This window comes from Spiroplasma endosymbiont of Dromius quadrimaculatus (genome assembly GCF_964031155.1).
GTDB lineage: Bacteria > Bacillota_I > Bacilli_A > Mycoplasmatales > Nriv7 > Nriv7.
The window spans coordinates 38,632-56,182 of sequence record NZ_OZ035010.1 but is presented as its reverse complement, the minus strand read 5'-3'; the positions used below and the strand labels follow the sequence as shown (position 1 = coordinate 56,182).

The 17,551-nt window shown below is 26.7% G+C and carries 14 protein-coding genes and 1 pseudogene; all 15 read left to right on the top strand.

The window, feature by feature from the left end; genetic code table 4:
* Positions 1-240: 240 nt before the first annotated feature.
* Positions 241-2,536: pseudogene (locus AAHM88_RS07440) on the top strand (vitamin B12-dependent ribonucleotide reductase); the annotation flags it as partial.
* A gap of 361 nt (positions 2,537-2,897) precedes the next feature.
* Positions 2,898-3,200: a replication/maintenance protein RepL gene (locus AAHM88_RS00200; protein WP_342262483.1), complete on the top strand. Its 303-nt coding sequence runs from the start codon at positions 2,898-2,900 to the stop codon at positions 3,198-3,200.
* A gap of 307 nt (positions 3,201-3,507) precedes the next feature.
* Positions 3,508-3,660 carry a hypothetical protein gene (locus AAHM88_RS00195; RefSeq protein ID WP_342262484.1) on the top strand — a complete coding sequence of 51 codons (153 nt, stop codon included), beginning with the start codon at positions 3,508-3,510 and terminating at the stop codon, positions 3,658-3,660.
* A gap of 259 nt (positions 3,661-3,919) precedes the next feature.
* Positions 3,920-4,348 carry a hypothetical protein gene (locus AAHM88_RS00190; protein ID WP_342262828.1) on the top strand — a complete coding sequence of 143 codons (429 nt, stop codon included), beginning with the start codon at positions 3,920-3,922 and terminating at the stop codon, positions 4,346-4,348.
* A gap of 26 nt (positions 4,349-4,374) precedes the next feature.
* Positions 4,375-4,908, top strand: coding sequence for a hypothetical protein (locus tag AAHM88_RS00185; protein ID WP_342262827.1), 534 nt, complete (start codon positions 4,375-4,377; stop codon positions 4,906-4,908).
* A gap of 21 nt (positions 4,909-4,929) precedes the next feature.
* Positions 4,930-5,454 carry a hypothetical protein gene (locus AAHM88_RS00180; RefSeq protein WP_342262826.1) on the top strand — a complete coding sequence of 175 codons (525 nt, stop codon included), beginning with the start codon at positions 4,930-4,932 and terminating at the stop codon, positions 5,452-5,454.
* Positions 5,455-5,457: 3 nt separating this feature from the next.
* Positions 5,458-6,717 carry a DNA (cytosine-5-)-methyltransferase gene (gene dcm, locus AAHM88_RS00175; RefSeq protein ID WP_342262825.1) on the top strand — a complete coding sequence of 420 codons (1,260 nt, stop codon included), beginning with the start codon at positions 5,458-5,460 and terminating at the stop codon, positions 6,715-6,717.
* A gap of 168 nt (positions 6,718-6,885) precedes the next feature.
* A complete protein-coding gene (locus AAHM88_RS00170; protein ID WP_342262824.1) occupies positions 6,886-7,023 on the top strand; it encodes a hypothetical protein in 138 nt (45 codons plus the stop codon).
* 17 nt (positions 7,024-7,040) lie between these two features.
* Positions 7,041-7,331, top strand: a complete 291-nt coding sequence (locus tag AAHM88_RS00165; protein ID WP_342262823.1) for an Mbov_0395 family pilin-like conjugal transfer protein — start codon at positions 7,041-7,043, stop codon at positions 7,329-7,331.
* A gap of 42 nt (positions 7,332-7,373) precedes the next feature.
* Positions 7,374-9,200: an Mbov_0396 family ICE element transmembrane protein gene (locus AAHM88_RS00160; protein ID WP_342262822.1), complete on the top strand. Its 1,827-nt coding sequence runs from the start codon at positions 7,374-7,376 to the stop codon at positions 9,198-9,200.
* 68 nt (positions 9,201-9,268) lie between these two features.
* Positions 9,269-10,117, top strand: a complete 849-nt coding sequence (locus AAHM88_RS00155) for a hypothetical protein (protein WP_342262821.1) — start codon at positions 9,269-9,271, stop codon at positions 10,115-10,117.
* A 425-nt stretch (positions 10,118-10,542) separates the two neighbouring features.
* Positions 10,543-11,496, top strand: coding sequence for a lipoprotein (locus AAHM88_RS00150; RefSeq protein WP_342262820.1), 954 nt, complete (start codon positions 10,543-10,545; stop codon positions 11,494-11,496).
* Positions 11,497-12,428: 932 nt separating this feature from the next.
* The gene (locus AAHM88_RS00145; protein WP_342262819.1) at positions 12,429-13,415 is read left to right on the top strand and encodes a hypothetical protein; all 987 of its coding nucleotides are present in this window, start codon (positions 12,429-12,431) and stop codon (positions 13,413-13,415) included.
* On the top strand, positions 13,406-13,636 hold the full coding sequence (locus AAHM88_RS00140; RefSeq protein ID WP_342262500.1) for a hypothetical protein: 231 nt from the start codon (positions 13,406-13,408) through the stop codon (positions 13,634-13,636). The genes AAHM88_RS00145 and AAHM88_RS00140 overlap by 10 nt, the downstream gene beginning before the upstream one ends.
* A 423-nt stretch (positions 13,637-14,059) precedes the next feature.
* Complete coding sequence (locus AAHM88_RS00135; RefSeq protein ID WP_342262818.1) at positions 14,060-17,497, top strand: Mbov_0399 family ICE element protein; 3,438 nt, start codon at positions 14,060-14,062, stop codon at positions 17,495-17,497.
* Positions 17,498-17,551: the final 54 nt, after the last annotated feature.

The window sequence follows — 17,551 nt, the reverse complement described above, 5'->3', positions numbered from 1 at the left end:
TGGGAATTTATTAATTCAACAGTAATTATATAACAATCCTCAACATAATAATACTATTATTTATTTTTATTTTTATTCTGTTAATGCCTAATCATCACTTTAATTTCCCAATCTACATTTGTTTTAACAGAAGCATAACTTTTTGCTTGAGAAAAAATTTAAAATATATCTCGCACTATAAAAATAATTCGCTATACTAAATAATACAGTCATAAAATAAAGAAAGGAATTTAATTATTTATGTATAGTCAAAAACTAATTAATTCATTAAATGGTGATATTGAAAAATATTTCCCTCATATTAAAACTATTGACAATTCATTTAACATTGTTCATAGTGGGGTGTCACGAATGGTAATGCTTGACCGTTATTCCCAAAAAGACAAAACATTAGCAAGTCTCAAAGTTGGTGATTTAGTAGTTACAATTGTTCGTGATGATGCCACATTTCCCACGCGAGCAATTGGATATGTCCACGAACAATTAGCAAATAATTACTATGCAATATTAATTGAAAACGAATATATTAATGGTATTGACCCGAATATTTTACAAAACTCAGCAATAAACAATATTGTTATTAAACAAAAACATGAACTTGATAAACCATTAGAATTATTTTATGAGCAAATTGCTTTTCGCGTTGCTACTAACTTAGCAACTGTTGAAACTAACAACAAAGAGCAATGACAAAATAAGTTTTATGAACAATTAAAAAATCTTAACTTTGTTCCCGCAGGAAGAATTCTTTACGGTGCGGGAAGCAACTCTGATGTTACTTTTTTTAACTGCTTTGTAATGCCAATGATTAAAGACTCAAGAAATGGTATTTCTGAACATCGTAAAGAAGTAATGGAAATTATGTCTCACGGTGGTGGGGTTGGTAGCAACGGTTCAACTTTAAGACCCAAAGGAACCGTTGCTAAAAGTGTTGGTGGCAAATCATCAGGTTCTGTATCATGATTAAACGACTTATCTTCGCTAACCCACTTAGTTGAACAAGGTGGCAGTCGGCGCGGAGCCCAAATGATTATGTTAGCCGACTGACATCCTGATATTATTGAATTTATCGTTTGTAAAATGCAAAACCCCAAAATTTTAAAATGATTAAAAGAAAATTCGCAAGACCAAGCAATTCGCGAAGAAGCAACTAAAAAACTCCGATTTGAACCAATATTACCAGCTGAAAAACAATTATTAGAAGCTATTATTGAAAACGAAAACACCGTAGCTCTTACTTATTGTTGAAACTGCCCGCAAAAAACTCTTAGATGGCGGTGAATGAAAAGTAAATCGTCCTGAATTTTTAACCGGCGCCAACATTTCTGTTACCATTAGCCACGCCTTTATGCAAGCAGTAGAAAATGATGCCCAATGAACTTTACAATTCCCCGACTTAGATAACTATTCACAAGCAGAAAAAGAACAATACGATACTCTTTGGCACACAATTGGTGATATTAAACAATGAGAACAAATGGGATTCAAACTTAAAAACTATTATCAAATGAAAGCTCGCGACTTATGAGACTTAATTAGTTTTTGTGCCACCTATTCAGCCGAACCTGGACTATTTTTCATTGACCAAGCCAACGATATGACTAACGCTAAAGCCTATGGTATGAAAGTTGTCGCTACTAACCCTTGTGGTGAACAACCACTTGCTCCTTATTCAGTATGCAATCTCGGGGCAATTAACTTAGCTAACTTTGTTAACCGCAATACAAAAGAAATTCTTTGAGATAAGTTAAAAGAAACCGTTAATATTGCTATTCGTTTACAAGATAATGTTATTGACAGTACCCCTTACTTTTTAGAATTAAACAAAATCCAAGCTTTGGGTGAACGCCGGATTGGTTTAGGTGTTATGGGATTACACGACTTATTAATATGAACCGATGTCGTTTATGGTTCGATTGAGGGAAATAGCATTGTTAACAAAATATTTCAATTAATAGCCGAAACTGCTTATTTAACATCAGTAAATATTGCCAAAGAAAAGGGTTCATTTCCCTTCTTAAAAGACCACAACGCCTTTATTAATACGGGTTATATGAAAAAAATGAACCCCGAAATTCGTAATGCTATTAAAAAATATGGGATTCGTAATTCCCACTTACTAACTATCGCTCCTACGGGAACAACCGGAACAATGGTTGGTGTTTCTACTGGCTTAGAACCATACTTTGCTTTTAACTTTTATCGAAGTGGTCGCCTTGGTAAAAATATTAAAGTTAATGCTAAAATCGTTGACGAATGACTAAAATATCATCCCCAATATGTTAATAAACCGCTACCTAATATTTTCATTAGCGCGATGGAACTAACTCCCGTTGCTCATGCTGATGTACAATGTATTATTCAACGCTGAGTTGACTCATCAATTTCCAAAACCGTTAATGCTCCTGTTGGCTAAACCGTTAAAAATGTGGAAAAACTATATATGCACTTATACAAAAACGGTGCCAAAGGTGGTACTGTCTATGTTGATGGATCAAGAAACGCCCAAGTGCTATCGCTAACCGATGACAGCGACCAAGACCGCGTAAAATATTCGGTTGGTATAAAATTTCCAAAAACTAAGAAAAAGATAGAAATAAAATTCTATCTTTTTTAATTAGGTTAAAATTGTCGTTAACCTTGCTTAGTTTAAAAAAATAATAGCAAGACCAACTAAATAAAACTCTCCTACTTGGAATGTCGTTAAACCAAGCAAGCGAGGATAAACAATATAGGGGTGGCCGTACCGCTACGACACAATGTAGGCAATTCTTTTAGGCAATATAAAAGAGTTATCGTGGTTTAGGGATAAATCTTTAACCTGCAATGGTTAAAGGGTGAGTGTTCCACAATAAAAAAATTTTAGAAATCTTACTATTTATAAGGAGGTTTTACGAGTGTCTTTAAAAGAACTCTGTCAAAAAGAGTTTAAAAGTAAAGTAAAAAATAAATCAACACTAATTAACAAATGTCAGTGTTATATCAATGAGTACTTTACAAAATTAACCAAAAATAAAAAAGACGGTTGATATTATAAAAAATATGCTCGGCATTGTTTGGCAAGGTTAGAATTTATTAATAAACAAAAAATAAATGCTAACCTTTGGCTTTTAACTTTGCAATGCCAAAATAATCATTTAATTATTAAAAAATTAGTTTTTGAACAAAATAAATGAAAAATTATTAATATCAAAAATTAGAATAATAGGTATAGATAAATGTAAGAAATTTCACAAAGTGGTCAAGCTGGAACACTAAAAAATAAACGAAGTGGGAGGATATCTGATAAGGTTAATCAACTAATTAAATTAGTACTACATGGGGCAGAAGAGTAGTCGCAAGTGATTAATTAAACCAATTCCTAAGGGAAACTATGTCTAAAAGATAACAAGCAACAAAGTTATCTAACAAATAACTAATAATAAACAAAAAGGAAAAAAGATAAGAAGATTAATTAATCTCTCTCCTTCTATCAATAAAAAAACAAATGAGGAAAGGAAAATATATATGGTTGAAAATAATATCAAAAATACGATTAGCGATTTAATTAACGAAATTAAAACAACAACAGAAAACAATTTAAATAATTTAGAACAAATTATGGAAGCTTTAATTGACAAAGTTAACAATATTGAAAATATTTTAAATCAAATAAGATAAAAAAATAAATTAAACCAACTATTTATTAAAATTAGTTGGTTTTTTATTTATCAGAAATAAAAAATAATGGAGATAAAAATAAAGGGAGGTAATTATCATAAAAAAAGATTATTCAAAACCAAAAGCAAGATTTAATGGAAAAATAATTATTGATTGTATTAGATGCGAACAAGAGTTCACAATTTCAAATTCAGAATGATTAACGCTTAATAAATTTTATAAATGCCAAAAATGTAAAAAATAAAGTGAGGTGTTAAATATGATAAAAAAAATTTATTTAAACCAAAATTTAATTTCACAAGAAATAAATAATAAAACGCACATTTTAATAAATAAGAAAAAAGACTGTGTTGTTTGAAATAAAAATTACTTAGGTTTATCAAGTTATCAAAATTATTTTAGTTTAAAAATTGATGAAAATAAAAAATATGTAATCCATAGTAGCGTTAATAATAAAAGTGGTAATATTATGGGAAAAAATTTAATTTTATATTTTGAAAAATTAAAGCAAGAAAACAAAAAGCAGTTTACTTTGCAAAACAAAAATCATGCTGCTAATAATGATTTACTAAATGAATACAATAATCATTATGATAACAAAACAACACAACGAAAATTAACAGCAACAGAACTAAAACAATTACTAGAATATTTAGAAAATATTGATAATCCCAATTTATTGAAATAATGGTTTTTATTTAGGATACAACAAATATGAAAAAAATACTTAGTTTGTTGTCAATATTTTCGTTATCGTGTGGAAGTACAATGCCATTAATTGGTTGTGGCAATATTGCAAATAACAAACCACACTTGCCACCATCAAAACCAAAAAAACCAATAACCAAAGATTTTTTTTACTATGAAAAATTAAAACAAGAAATTACAGCAGAAATAAAAGAATATGACGAAGCAATTAAAGAAATTGAAAATAGTAAAAATGATTATGAAAACGAAGAAGACTATCAAACAGAACTAAAACAAACACAAGCAGAAAAATTTATCAAAATATCTGAACTAAATAATTGTGAATATCAAATTTTACTATGTCAAAAAGAAAATGAGTTTACAGACGAACAAAAACAACAAGCAATTAAGTTATTAGAAAAACAAATAAACAACTTAAATAGTGCTTTAAATTTACTAAGTGAAATTAAAAATAGTGATTTTGATCAGAAAGATTTAGAAAAAATTAAAACAAAGATTAAAAATACAAAAATTATTTTAGATGAAATTAAAAACAATTAAGAAAGGAATTGGTAGTTAATTATGTTAAATTCTAATTTATTAAATAAAATTAATGTTAATGATGAATGATATACACAGGAATATGCGATTAAACCAATTTTAGAATTTTTAAAACCTAATAGCACTATTTTATGCCCTTTTGATAATATTGATAGTGAATTTGTCCGTGTTTTAAAAAGAAATGGACATAAAGTTTGAAATAGTCATATTGATGATGGAATTGATTTCTTTAATTACATTAGAAGTGATGTGGGTAGATATGATTATATTATTTCTAACCCTCCATTTAGTAAAAGAAAACAAGTAATAGAACATTTATTTATTTTAGGAAAACCATTTGCAATGTTAATGCCATTAGTAAGTATTGCATTAAAACCAATTAGAGAAAAAATAGATCAGTGTGAATTATTAGTTTTTAATAAAAGAATAAAGTTTATTGCTTATAATGGTATAGTTTGTAAAAATCCTCCAAGTGAAACAGCATATATATGTCACAATATTTTACCCAAACAAATTATTTATAGAGAATTAAAAGAGTGTTATTAAAATATGCTTAAAATAATTGAATTATTTGCTGGGATTGGAAGTCAAAGAAAAGCATTAGAAAAGATTGGAATTAACAATAAAGTAGTTGCATTTTGTGATAACGATAAATACGCTGAAAAATCATATCGAGCAATATTTAATGATTATGACACACCAAATTTAGGTGATATTTCTAAACTAGAAACTTTACCGTATGCTGATTTAATAACTTGATCATTTCCATGCCAAGACATATCAAATGCCAATAATAATGGGCAAGGATTAAATGGCAAGCGAAGTGGTTTAGCGTACAAAGTTGTTGATTTAATAAGCACAATGCCAACAAAACCAAAATATCTTTTAATGGAAAATGTACCAAATTTATTAAGTAAAAAGTTTTTTGTCGGATTTCAAAATCTCCAAAATCAACTTAGTGAATTAGGATATTATAACCAATATTTTACAATGAATGCCAAGGATTATGGAATTCCCCAAAATCGGAAAAGATTGTTTATGATTTCAACATTAAAGCAAGATTTTAAATTTCAATATCCCCAACCTTGTAATTTAAAATTTTTGGTAAAGGATATTTTAGAAAATAATATAAATGAAAAATATTTTATTAGACAAGAATCAATGAAAAAAGCAATTGAAAACAATAAACTTAAAATCATTCAACAATGTGCTTATACAATTACAACAAAACAAATGCGATGAGGAAATGCTGGAATTATTGCAATTCCAAATGATATAAAATTTAATGTTCGTGGCAAAACGGAAATAGACTTTAATTCTTATAAACAAGAAAATAGAGTATATGATGCTAGTAATGAAAATATATATCTAGATACATTAACTATAAATTCAAAATCAGCAAAAATAGCAATTCCAATTAAAAATTATAGAAATTTTATTGTTTTGCCACGAGCAAAAGACGGTTTACTAGTTAACGGTTCATATAATCGGTTTTGAAAAACAGAAAATAACCATATGGGAACAATCGCAGCAAGTAATGTCAATAAAATCATCGTTGATAACCATAAATTACAACAACAAGATAGTATTAAAATACTATCTTTTTTAATTGATGAAAAAAAATACTTTTTACGAGTATTAACTCCAAGAGAATGTTGATTATTAATGGGATTTAGAAATAAAGACTTTGATAAAGCACGAAAAGTTGTTTCAGAAACCCAACTTTATAAACAAGCTGGCAATAGTATTGTTGTTGATGTGCTAGAAAGAATTTTTACAGCAATGTTTCAAATAGAAAGGAAAAATTAAAGATGCAAAATAAGAGAAAAGTTTGATGAAAATGACTTTTATATCCGTTAACAATTATTAGTGGAATTTTGTTGCTAGTAATTTCCCCTATTTTGCTTTTAATCTCGCTTGGAATTGATTGTGATTTTATGATTGGTAATTTATTATTGCATTTATTTTGCCTGCCTTTTGAAAGGAAAGATAGCAATGGCTAAGAAAAACAATATTAAAAATTACTTTAATAATAAACAACAATACTATCAAAAAAAGAAAAATATTTATTATCAAAAAAGAAACAAATTTAACAAAAGCAAATTTTTAAAATAACAAAGGAGGAAGAAAATATGAAAACAAATAACACAGTCGATTTAAGTGGAATAATTGATGTTGCCATAATGTGAACTAATATTGTTTTAGGAGTTATTCTAACATTGGAGGTTATATTTGCAGGTTGAAAATTAATTATTATTTTAATCTCAATTATGCGAAATGCCGATAATCCAGAGGCAAGAGCAAATGATCTAGGCGCTTTGAAATGACCAATTATAGTAATTATTGGAACGTTGGTAGTAATTGCCGTAATTAATGTTTTTCTGCAAGCTTATAAAGGATATAATCCCGCAATCGGTGGATAGTTTTATAGTTTATATAAAAACTAAAAAAGGAGGTGAATATATATGATAATGAATGCATTATATAGGTTAATATGATCGATTTTTGTACAAGGGCCATTACAATTAATTGGATCATTTAACAACGTATTAAATTATTTAACAGGCGGGGTTGTTGGCGATTTAATGTTTGGATCAAAGCAAGAATTTAGTTTTCAAAATATCCCAATGGCATTCTGATATTTCGTTATTACGGCTCTGTGCTTATTTTCCTTAATTTTTACAATTACCATGATTAAAATTTTGTTTCAAGATGCCACCGAAGCAAAAACAAAATTTATTGTTGCCTTACAAAATGGTAGTAAAGCGTTTGTTTTTATCTTTTTAATTCCAATCTTTTTCTTTTTGGCAAATTTTGCAATTGCTAACATTGCCAAAATGATTACATCAGGATTTGGCGGCGAAAACGGAAATATTGCAAATTACCTATACAATATTGGAAACAAATATTGAGATGGAAGTGGTGATAATATACCAAGCAATTATGCGTATCCTGATAATATTGGTGATTTTAATATGATTGCCGAAGTTTTTGGGGTGTGATTTATGTTGTTTGCAATGTTTATGATTGGAATTGCTTTGGTGCAAAAAATAATTGAATTGTTTTTCTTATTTATTATTTCACCATGAGTAATGGTCGCGATGACCATTGACAATGGTAAAGGAGCATTTATTTGAAAAGATATGGTAATTGCGAAATTTCTAGCATCGACCGCTACTTTAACAGGATACTTTATATTTATGACCACAATTCAAACGATTTTAAGTACTAATTTAGCAGGTTTAGGTATTGAAGGATATGGTAAATCATTGTTTATTATTCTGATGATGTGTGGTGGTGGATTGGCAGTGCTGGCATTTTCGGATGTTGTTGCCAACTTAATTGGTGAAGCAGCTGGAATTCGCGAAGGAATGAATTCAATGCGATCAACTGTGGCCGGCGGAATGATGGCACTTGGTGCTGCTAAAATGGCAGGAAAAGCATTTGGATTTGCCAAAAGTAAACGAGCGAAAAGAGCAATGGCAATGGGTGGTTCTAGCATGGGTGAAAAAACCATGAACGCGATGGGTTCAATGGCAGGCGATGATGGTGATGGCGAAACATCGGACAATCAATCTCGCCAAGAAAAACCCCTTGACTTTCGCCATTTCTGACACGCCACCGAGGGAATGAGTTCGCGTGCTGGTATTACTGGTTTAGCAGGATTTGGACTTGGGGTTGCAACCCTAGCAACAAGTAAACTAGTGGGGGCAGCTCGCGGAGGTGGAGCAAAAGGATTCTGAAAACAATTTGGAACTGGCATTGCCACACCATTTGTAGCAACTTATAAAAAAATCAATCCACAACTAGCAAGCAAAGGAAACCAAGAAAACAAAAGGAATACAATTAAATCTACTAAATTAAGAAAAAAATCTTTAAACAAAAAACTAGAGAAAGTAAGAGGTAATTTAAATGTTAAACCAATTACAAATCCACAAACTAAAAAAGAAATAAGATTAAACAAGAAAATTAGTATCAACGAAAACAACAATGATAATGGTTTTGTTTTTATTAATCCGCAAAACAAAATGCAACAAGAACATAATAAAAATATTAAGAAATCAGTAAATTATCAAACCAAACAAAAGAATTTTGAAACTAAGATTACAAATAAAATTGATAATTTTGGTGAAAAACAAAAGTATCTTAATAAAAAACAAGATATAAAAACCAATATCAAAGATTTAAGTAAAACAAAAAATATAGCAAATAGAGTTAATATTCATAATTTCAAAAATGATTTAAAAAATGCGAAAAAAGACTTTAAATCAAAAACAAAAAACAAAAAATAGTTGCAGTCAAAAACCACCTGACAAATTTTTTAAATAAGGTATAATGTAAATAAAAAGGAGTGATAAACATGGGATTATGACGATTATTAGGTGGCGAAGTCAACTGAGAACGCGTTGCCAAAATGCAAAACAGAGAACAGTTAAACGAAATTCTTGATGCTATTATTCATGCTTTTGGTGGTGGTTTATCAATTGACAGATCAAATGATGATGACAAAAATAATGTCATGTGAGTGTTAGAAAAGTTTGGACGAAATGTCCCAACAACCACTAAATACCCATGACTAAAACAAGTTGATGGTCTTGGTAATTTACGAGATGCTAAATATAATCAAAAAGATTGAGATCAAGCATGAGAATGATACGACGAATATAAAAAAGGAGCAATTCCTTTTCTCGAATATCGGATTAAGATTAGAGAAAAAGACTTAGTTCGTTATCCTGATGCATATTGGCAAAAAGAACTTGATAAATTAAAAAAGTTATTGGAACCATTAAAAAAACAAGAAGAACAAAAAAATCAACTATTAGATTTACAAGAAAAAGCAACACATTATGGTGTTCCAACACGAGAAATTAAAGAAGCAATTCAAAATAAAATGTTTGATTCAAGAAAGGTTGATGAAATAACACAAAAAATAACTAAATTAATTGAAGCGGAAAAACATATTAATATAAATAATAATGATTTATCTCTTGAAAATGAAAATTTACGCTTAAAAAAAGAAATTTTAGAAATGGAATTAAAACTAAAAGGTTTAAAACCAGAAATAAGTTGCAACCAAGACAAAAAAGTATTTAGCGAAGCAACTAAAAGCAATTTAGATTTAAAAGATGAACTTATCGAAAAAGAATTATATAAAGATCAAAGCGAATATGAAAAATGAAAAAACATTTGAGAAATTAAAAATAAATAAATATAAGTATGGAAATTGTTTTAGGAAATAATCAAACAAATAATTTATAAACCCTAAATAGAAGTAAAAAATAGCGATTTATCACTTGAAAATGAAAATTTACGCTTAAAAAAAGAAATCTTAGAAATGGAACTAAAATTAAAAGACGCAAATAAAGAAAGATAAAATATGCAACATTTATCATATTTTATCTTTTATGATAGTATTAACTTACTAAATAGATAATGTTTAGGTTGTTATGAGTTAAATTAAAAAGAAATGTTTAGCTTTGATAAAGCATAATATTTCCACAGGCAATTATATCAAACAATCTTAACAATTTTCTATGTTTGTGGAAATAAAAGACATTTATTATTTTAAATATAATATGATTACATATCGTTTGCAATTTAATGCAATAACAAAAAGAAAGGAAGTTATACAAAATGAAAAAACTTTTAAGTTTATTAGGAGCAATTAGTTTAACTGCAACAGTACTAAGTTCGGTTGTTGCATGTAATAAAAAAGAAGAAAATAATAAAAATTCTAAGTTTGGCATAATTAATGGATTCAATGGAGAAATTCATAGAATAATTAATGAAAAAAATAAGCTTTATGTTGGAACAAAAATTAATTATAATAAAGGAAAGCTTTACAGTGTTGATATTAAAGACAACAATGAAGTAACAGAAATTACCAAAACCGAAATTAAAGGAGAAATTCATAATTTATCTATTTGAGAGGATAATCTTTATGTTGGAACAAAAATTAATAATAATAAAGGAAAGCTTTACAGTGTTGATCTTGAAAACAAGAATGAAGTAACAGAAATTACCGGAATTAACGGAGAAGTTGATGCTTTAATTGCTTTTGATAATAAACTTTATGTTGGAACAGTGACTGATTATATTTCTGATATTGGTAAATTTTATTGTGTTGATCTTAAAGACAACAATAAAATAACAGAAATTTCTACAACTTCTTTTATTAAGGGAACAATTTTTTCATTTAGTAAAAGTGTCAATAATAATTACATTTATTTTGGAACAATATTAAGTTCTTTTAATGGCGGAATTTACAGTGTTGATCTTAAAGACAACAATAAAATAACAAAAATTACCGAAATTGACGGAGCTGTTGTTAGATTAATTATTGAAAATAATAAGCTTTATGCTTCAATAAAAATTAAAACTGGTATTACTGATGGTCATAATTATACTTATGATGGTGAACTTTACAGTGTTGATCTTAAAGACAACAATAAAATAACAAAAATTAATAAAACTTTTAATGGCGTTGTTTATGGTTTAGTGGTTATTAATGATGCTATCTATATTGGTGAAACTGAAACATCACAGGATAGTAAGAATAGTAGTAAGATTAATTGATTTAAAATGTAAAAAATACTTAATAAAAATTAAAAACATATTTACTAAACAACAATTAAAATTGTTGTTTTTTGTTTTGTCGAAATAGAAAGGAAATAAAAGATATGAAAAATAAATGTTCTAGAAAATGTAATATTTCAAATATTAACATCTATCAAAAATTAATTTAGAAAGTGGTTATTTTATATTTAACAAATTATTTTCATTAGACTTCTTGCATAACCTATAAAAATAATAAAAATTTTAAATTTAACCACTTTAAAATAAACATTTTTATAAAATCTAAAATAATTTTGATAACAATTAACTAGGTTATGCAAGAAGTCTATTAATTAACAGCAAGCTTGTAAAAACCAAATTCTAATTGTGCAAAACATCTGTGGTTTCTACAAAAAATTAGCAATCTTGTAATATACCACAGACTTATGACAAACACAAGCAGTTTTAAGGGGTCGCGTTTAGTTTTCTTAGGTATTTTTAAAAAAAGAAAAAATAATCATTTACTATAAATTATTTCAATATTCAAATTAAGTATACATTTCTTATGTATGCTTTTTGTTGTAAAAAATTATTTTAATATTGTTTTTATAAGCATTTTACTTAGTTTCTATAACCTTTTATTGAGATTATGTTTGTTAATATTAAATATTTTGTTTTATTACTTATTTTTCAAATAAAAAGGTAATCAATTTTTAGTTACTTTTCTTTCAAAATTATTTAAACCTTTTCCTACCTAACAAAACTTTATGCGTCCTATCAATGAAGATAATAGTATAACTTTTAATGGAAAAGCAAAAATTTCTTTTACACAAGAAGCAGAACCAAAATTAGTTCTGAATACTTCAATAGTTTAATTGTTTGTGAAAAATAAGCAAACTATTCAAACCAGTAATTTTAATTGCTGGTTTTTATTTTGTTAAAAGAGAAAGGAAATACAAAAATGGATGAAAAAATTACTTAATTTGTTGACGATATTTTCGTTATCGTGTACAAACACAATGACATTGTTTAGTTGTGGTAATATTGTAAATAACAAACCACCTCTGCATTCGCTCAATACAGAAAATGAGTTAAAAGTTAATTTAAAAACCAATATTGATTTAGAAAAAAGATATTTGCCCCACCCTGTTTTAATCCAACAGCGAGGTTATAAAGGAATTTTCTTTAATCAATATAAGACAGATACTATCAAACATCTAACAAATGCTTTTTTAAGCAAAGCAGATAATAATTTATCAATGAAATTTAAAACAAAATTTAGTACTTATAAACAACTACAAGGTTATTGAAAATTAGAACAACAAAATTACTGACAAAATTTACTTAATAATATTTGTCAACAATACCAAGATAATTTAAAACAACTTATTTTATTGTTTTATAATTTTGTTGCAAATATTTGAAATAAAACAAATATCAATGAAATTTTAAGGAAAATAGAAATTAAAAATGTGATTGATGGTGATAATAATGTCTTGGGACAAACAAATAATCACCAAACTATTTTGCTAAACAAAAAGATTTTATCTTGTACATTTGAAAAAACAATAAATAACGAATGACACAAAGGACAATTTACAACCAATAACTTTTTTCATATTTTAATCCACGAATTAGGACATATCTTTTATTTTTATGATTGAGAAACATTTAAAATCAATCATATTTTTTATTTAAAGCAATTTTTAGCACAAAAAATTAATAACTTAAATAAATTTGCAGAACTAGACAAAGAAAAAGTGTTAAAGATACTTGCCAACAGTAATTATGGATTAAGTGATGATGATGAGTTATTGGCAGAGGGATTTGCATATTGGTTATTAACGAAACAAAACATGCAAACAAAAACATGAGAATTTTGAAACGAATACTTGACAAGTTATTTACCACAAATAAGAGATAAAAAAGAAAGGAAGTGTAAATGATGTTAAACAATATAATGGGAATGGTGGGAACCATTGCTGTAATTGGTTTGCTTGGTTGTTTATGAAAGTTTCTAGGTATTAAAGTGCAAAAAATGAAAAAACAAATTGAGTTAACGAAATACAAAAAAACTTGCCAAATAATATTTTATGTTAGTATAGGTTGTTTGGTGTTGTTTGTGTTAGTGATTGGGTTATGATTTGGTTTAATATATCCAACTTTGAAATAAAATGGAAAAAGTATTCAAATTTTTAATATTTATTATTCCAGATTTTATAAATTCAAAAAACGAATTTGCACAATATCTACTACGCGGTCCTTCATTTGCGTGGTTTTTATATTTCAATAAAAATTATTTTTAAATTTTAAAGAAAGAAGTAAATTTAATGAACTGAAAAATTGAACTTATAGCAATATTTGTACTATTTACTATAACTATTTTATGACAAATAATAACTAGATTTATTGTGTTTCAAAAAGAAATCGAGGGTAAAAAATTATTTATTTTATTAATCTTACCACTACTATTTTTAATTTTTGGTATTTTAATTATGAATATTATATTGTGTTTTGTTTCTTAATCAATACTAATAAACAGTAAGGAGGAATATAAAAATGATTTTTATATTTTAGAGAAAGGAGGTTATATGCTATGAAAAAAACTATATTGGTGCCATTGTTATTAACAGCTACAATCGGTATAAGTGAACCACTTATTTTTAAATCAACCATCAATGATAAATTTTTGATATCAAAGCAAGAACAAATTATCAGTAAAAATGCAAAGCAAAGTTTTAACCCAACAGCCCCAAGTTTTACAAAAAATATTAATTGAGATAATAATATTGATGTCGAAACTGGTGGAACTTGGAGTGCGGATTATACAGAAAAAGTAGAATCACCATATTATTATATTAATATTTTAGATTATGCTAGCAGTTGAAGTGATTTTAAAAATAAGTATTCCCAGATTCGAATAGATTATGAAGGATATGTTGATCATAGTATGGCAGATATGGTTGATTATAATGCTTATCACTATATAAATCTAAGTCAAATAAGTGCCAATGAAAAAACATCACAAATATTTAATTCTTATGCGGGCTATACACAAAACGAGGGGCAAGGATGAACGGAGGTAAGATACCAATTAGAAAATAATCAACTTAAAATTGATTTTCTAGTTTATGCTTATGCCGGTAATGGATGAAATTCAATGAATACATGAGCTAAAACTTGATTAAAAGTTAATAGTTTGTTTTTTAATACTAGTTTTAGTTTTAGTGAGATGAAAGATAATTTAACAAAGGAACTAAATAAAGAACTTAGTTATTATTCTAATATTGATAATAACCCACAAAGCGCTAATAATTGAAACCAAATTAAAACAGAAATGGATAGCAAAATCAGAAAAGCACTAAATGATAATAATGATACACAGGGATGAATTGAATTTTTAAACCCAAATTATCAATTAGAAAAAAGGAACAATAATTATTATCTTAAAACAAATTTTAATATTGAAAATTACCAAAATGGCAGTTCTGAAATATGAGAATTTAAAACACCTTTAAATTTTAATAGCGATTATAATATTGCTAATGCCAAAAATAGAATCGAAAACGAGTTAAAGCAAACAATCATTTATCAAAGTGATACATCAACCAATATTTTAGATAAAACTAATTGAAATGCAATTAAAACTATCTTAGATAATAAAATATTTAATGTTTTAAGCAAAAAAGGAAGCATAATTGAATGAAAAAAACTTATTAAACCAAATTACGCCTTAATAACAGAAAATAATAATTATTATCTTAAAACAAGTTTTAATATTTTTAATCATTTAACAGAACAATGAGAAAATTGAGTTTTTAAAACAAAACTCAATTTTTCATTAAGTGCGAAATATTGAAAAAGTAAAATTCAGGAACGGATTTTAATAACACCAGGAAAAATTAGTGATGAAAAGGGCATTGAAATGATTAATGATGTCGAAGAAGTTATCAATAATGGTGAGGGAAAGGAAAATAAATATAATAAAGGAATAATAAAATATCATACAACAACATTTTTTCAATATATTGAACCAAAAGAAAACAACAATGATCCTGATTATGATATCGTTAAAATAAATGGGGTTAATTTAAACGCTGTTAATGGTTTATATACATATACTTTTGATGATAAAGAAAAAGTTAATAAATATGAAATTGAAATTATCCACAGGCCAAACCCCAAAATTGATGGAGATATTGGAGGTAATTTTAAGTTAACCATTTTAATTGAAACAATTACCCCATCATTACAATTAAAATTAATGGGATGAGGGCCAAAGAATATTGACTATGAAAAACTAACAAATGAATTTATCAAAGACCCTAGCAATGAAAATAAATCAATCAAAAATCCTAATTATGATAAAGAAATTAATAAAGAAACAGGGACAAAAAAGCAATTAATCTGAATTCGACATCAATCTAACAGCCCCTTTCCATTAGATCCAATTGACAAAGATGGAAATTTAATAAAAACTAGTAATATTAATGATTATGATATCGGTTATTTAGCAGAAGCAAGTGCCGTCGGAGCTGGTTTTGAAAATTTTTACAATAATGACAACATTGAAAAAGTTATTCGTTATTTATCAAATGAAAAGTTAAATACTAAATTCGAAAATGGTTATCAATTAGAAAAAAGCAAAACTGGGGATGTTAACACAAGTGCCGGGTGATTTCATTTTATTATTCAACAAAAACGCTTTAATGATTTAAATGGGAATACCCAAACACCATTTTATCAACACAAATTTATTTATGTTGATAAAAATAAAAGTTCAAATTATGGATATTTTTTAAATTCAATTGATAGTCAAGATGCTGGTGATTTTTGAAATACAACACAAGGAAGACATCTAAAAAATTACATGATTAACTATAAAAAGTGAAACACAGACAATGATTTAGCAAAATTAAATTATGAAGCAGTGTTATCATATTGACGAGACTATGTTTCTGATATTCGTAATCATTTAGCAGTTAATGAAAGTATCAATAATTTTAAAGCATTAAATGATTTAAATATTAGTGCTTTAAAAATGAATGTCAAAGACATTAAAACTATTAAAGATAAAATTAATAAATATGTTTGACAAGAAATAAATAAACTTAGTTTATTAGCAACAATAAATAAAGATTATATTATTCAAATATATAAAAATAGCCAATGACAAAAATTAACTGATGATGATTTAAACCAATTAATAACTAATCAACAAGAACAAACAAAAGCAATAACGATAAAAATCAAAGCACTAAATACATCAATGTTCTTAATTGGGGAAACAAACCAATTTAAAGTTATTAATAACTTAAATTATGATGAAAATAAAGTTATTGATTTAAGTAAAATTAAGTATCAAAATCAAGAATATAATTTTAAAGATAAAACAAAAGATAATATTTTTAATAATTATATTATGGAATATATTAAGCAAGGTTTTAAAATTAATAAATTAGATGAAATCTTAAAACAAGATATTGATTATCAAATATCATTGCAAGGAGTAAATGGGGGAAAAATTAATATTAATGATAATGAATTACAGGAATTTATGAAAAAAATTCAAGAAAATAAATATAGTGAACTAAAAATTACTATTTATGCTTTGGATGATAGTTTAAAAGTGATTGGGAATATTTCATATAAATTAATAAACAACCCAATAACAGAAAATGCTCCTAGCAAACCGAATGAAATTCCCCCAACAGAGGGAATTATACCTAACATCCCCAATAAACCAATGAATCCCAATAATCCCAATGGAAATAATGGGAATGGAGATAATAATAATCCAAATAAACCAGAAAAACCAAACAAACCAATGAATCCCAATCATAATGAAAATAATGAAAGTGGTTGAAAAAAGTTTTTTAAAAAACCAGTTAATTTATTTTTTATGACTTTGATTAGTTGTGGGATAGTTGGTGGGTTTATAACTTGAATTATCATTAAAAATCAATTAAATAAAAAAATTGGGGGCAAAATAGATAAAAAAAGTAAAAACAAAAAGAAAATAAAAAAACAATAAATAATATATATTTATTACCCCTTTATTTAATACCCTTATTACGGATTTTAAGGG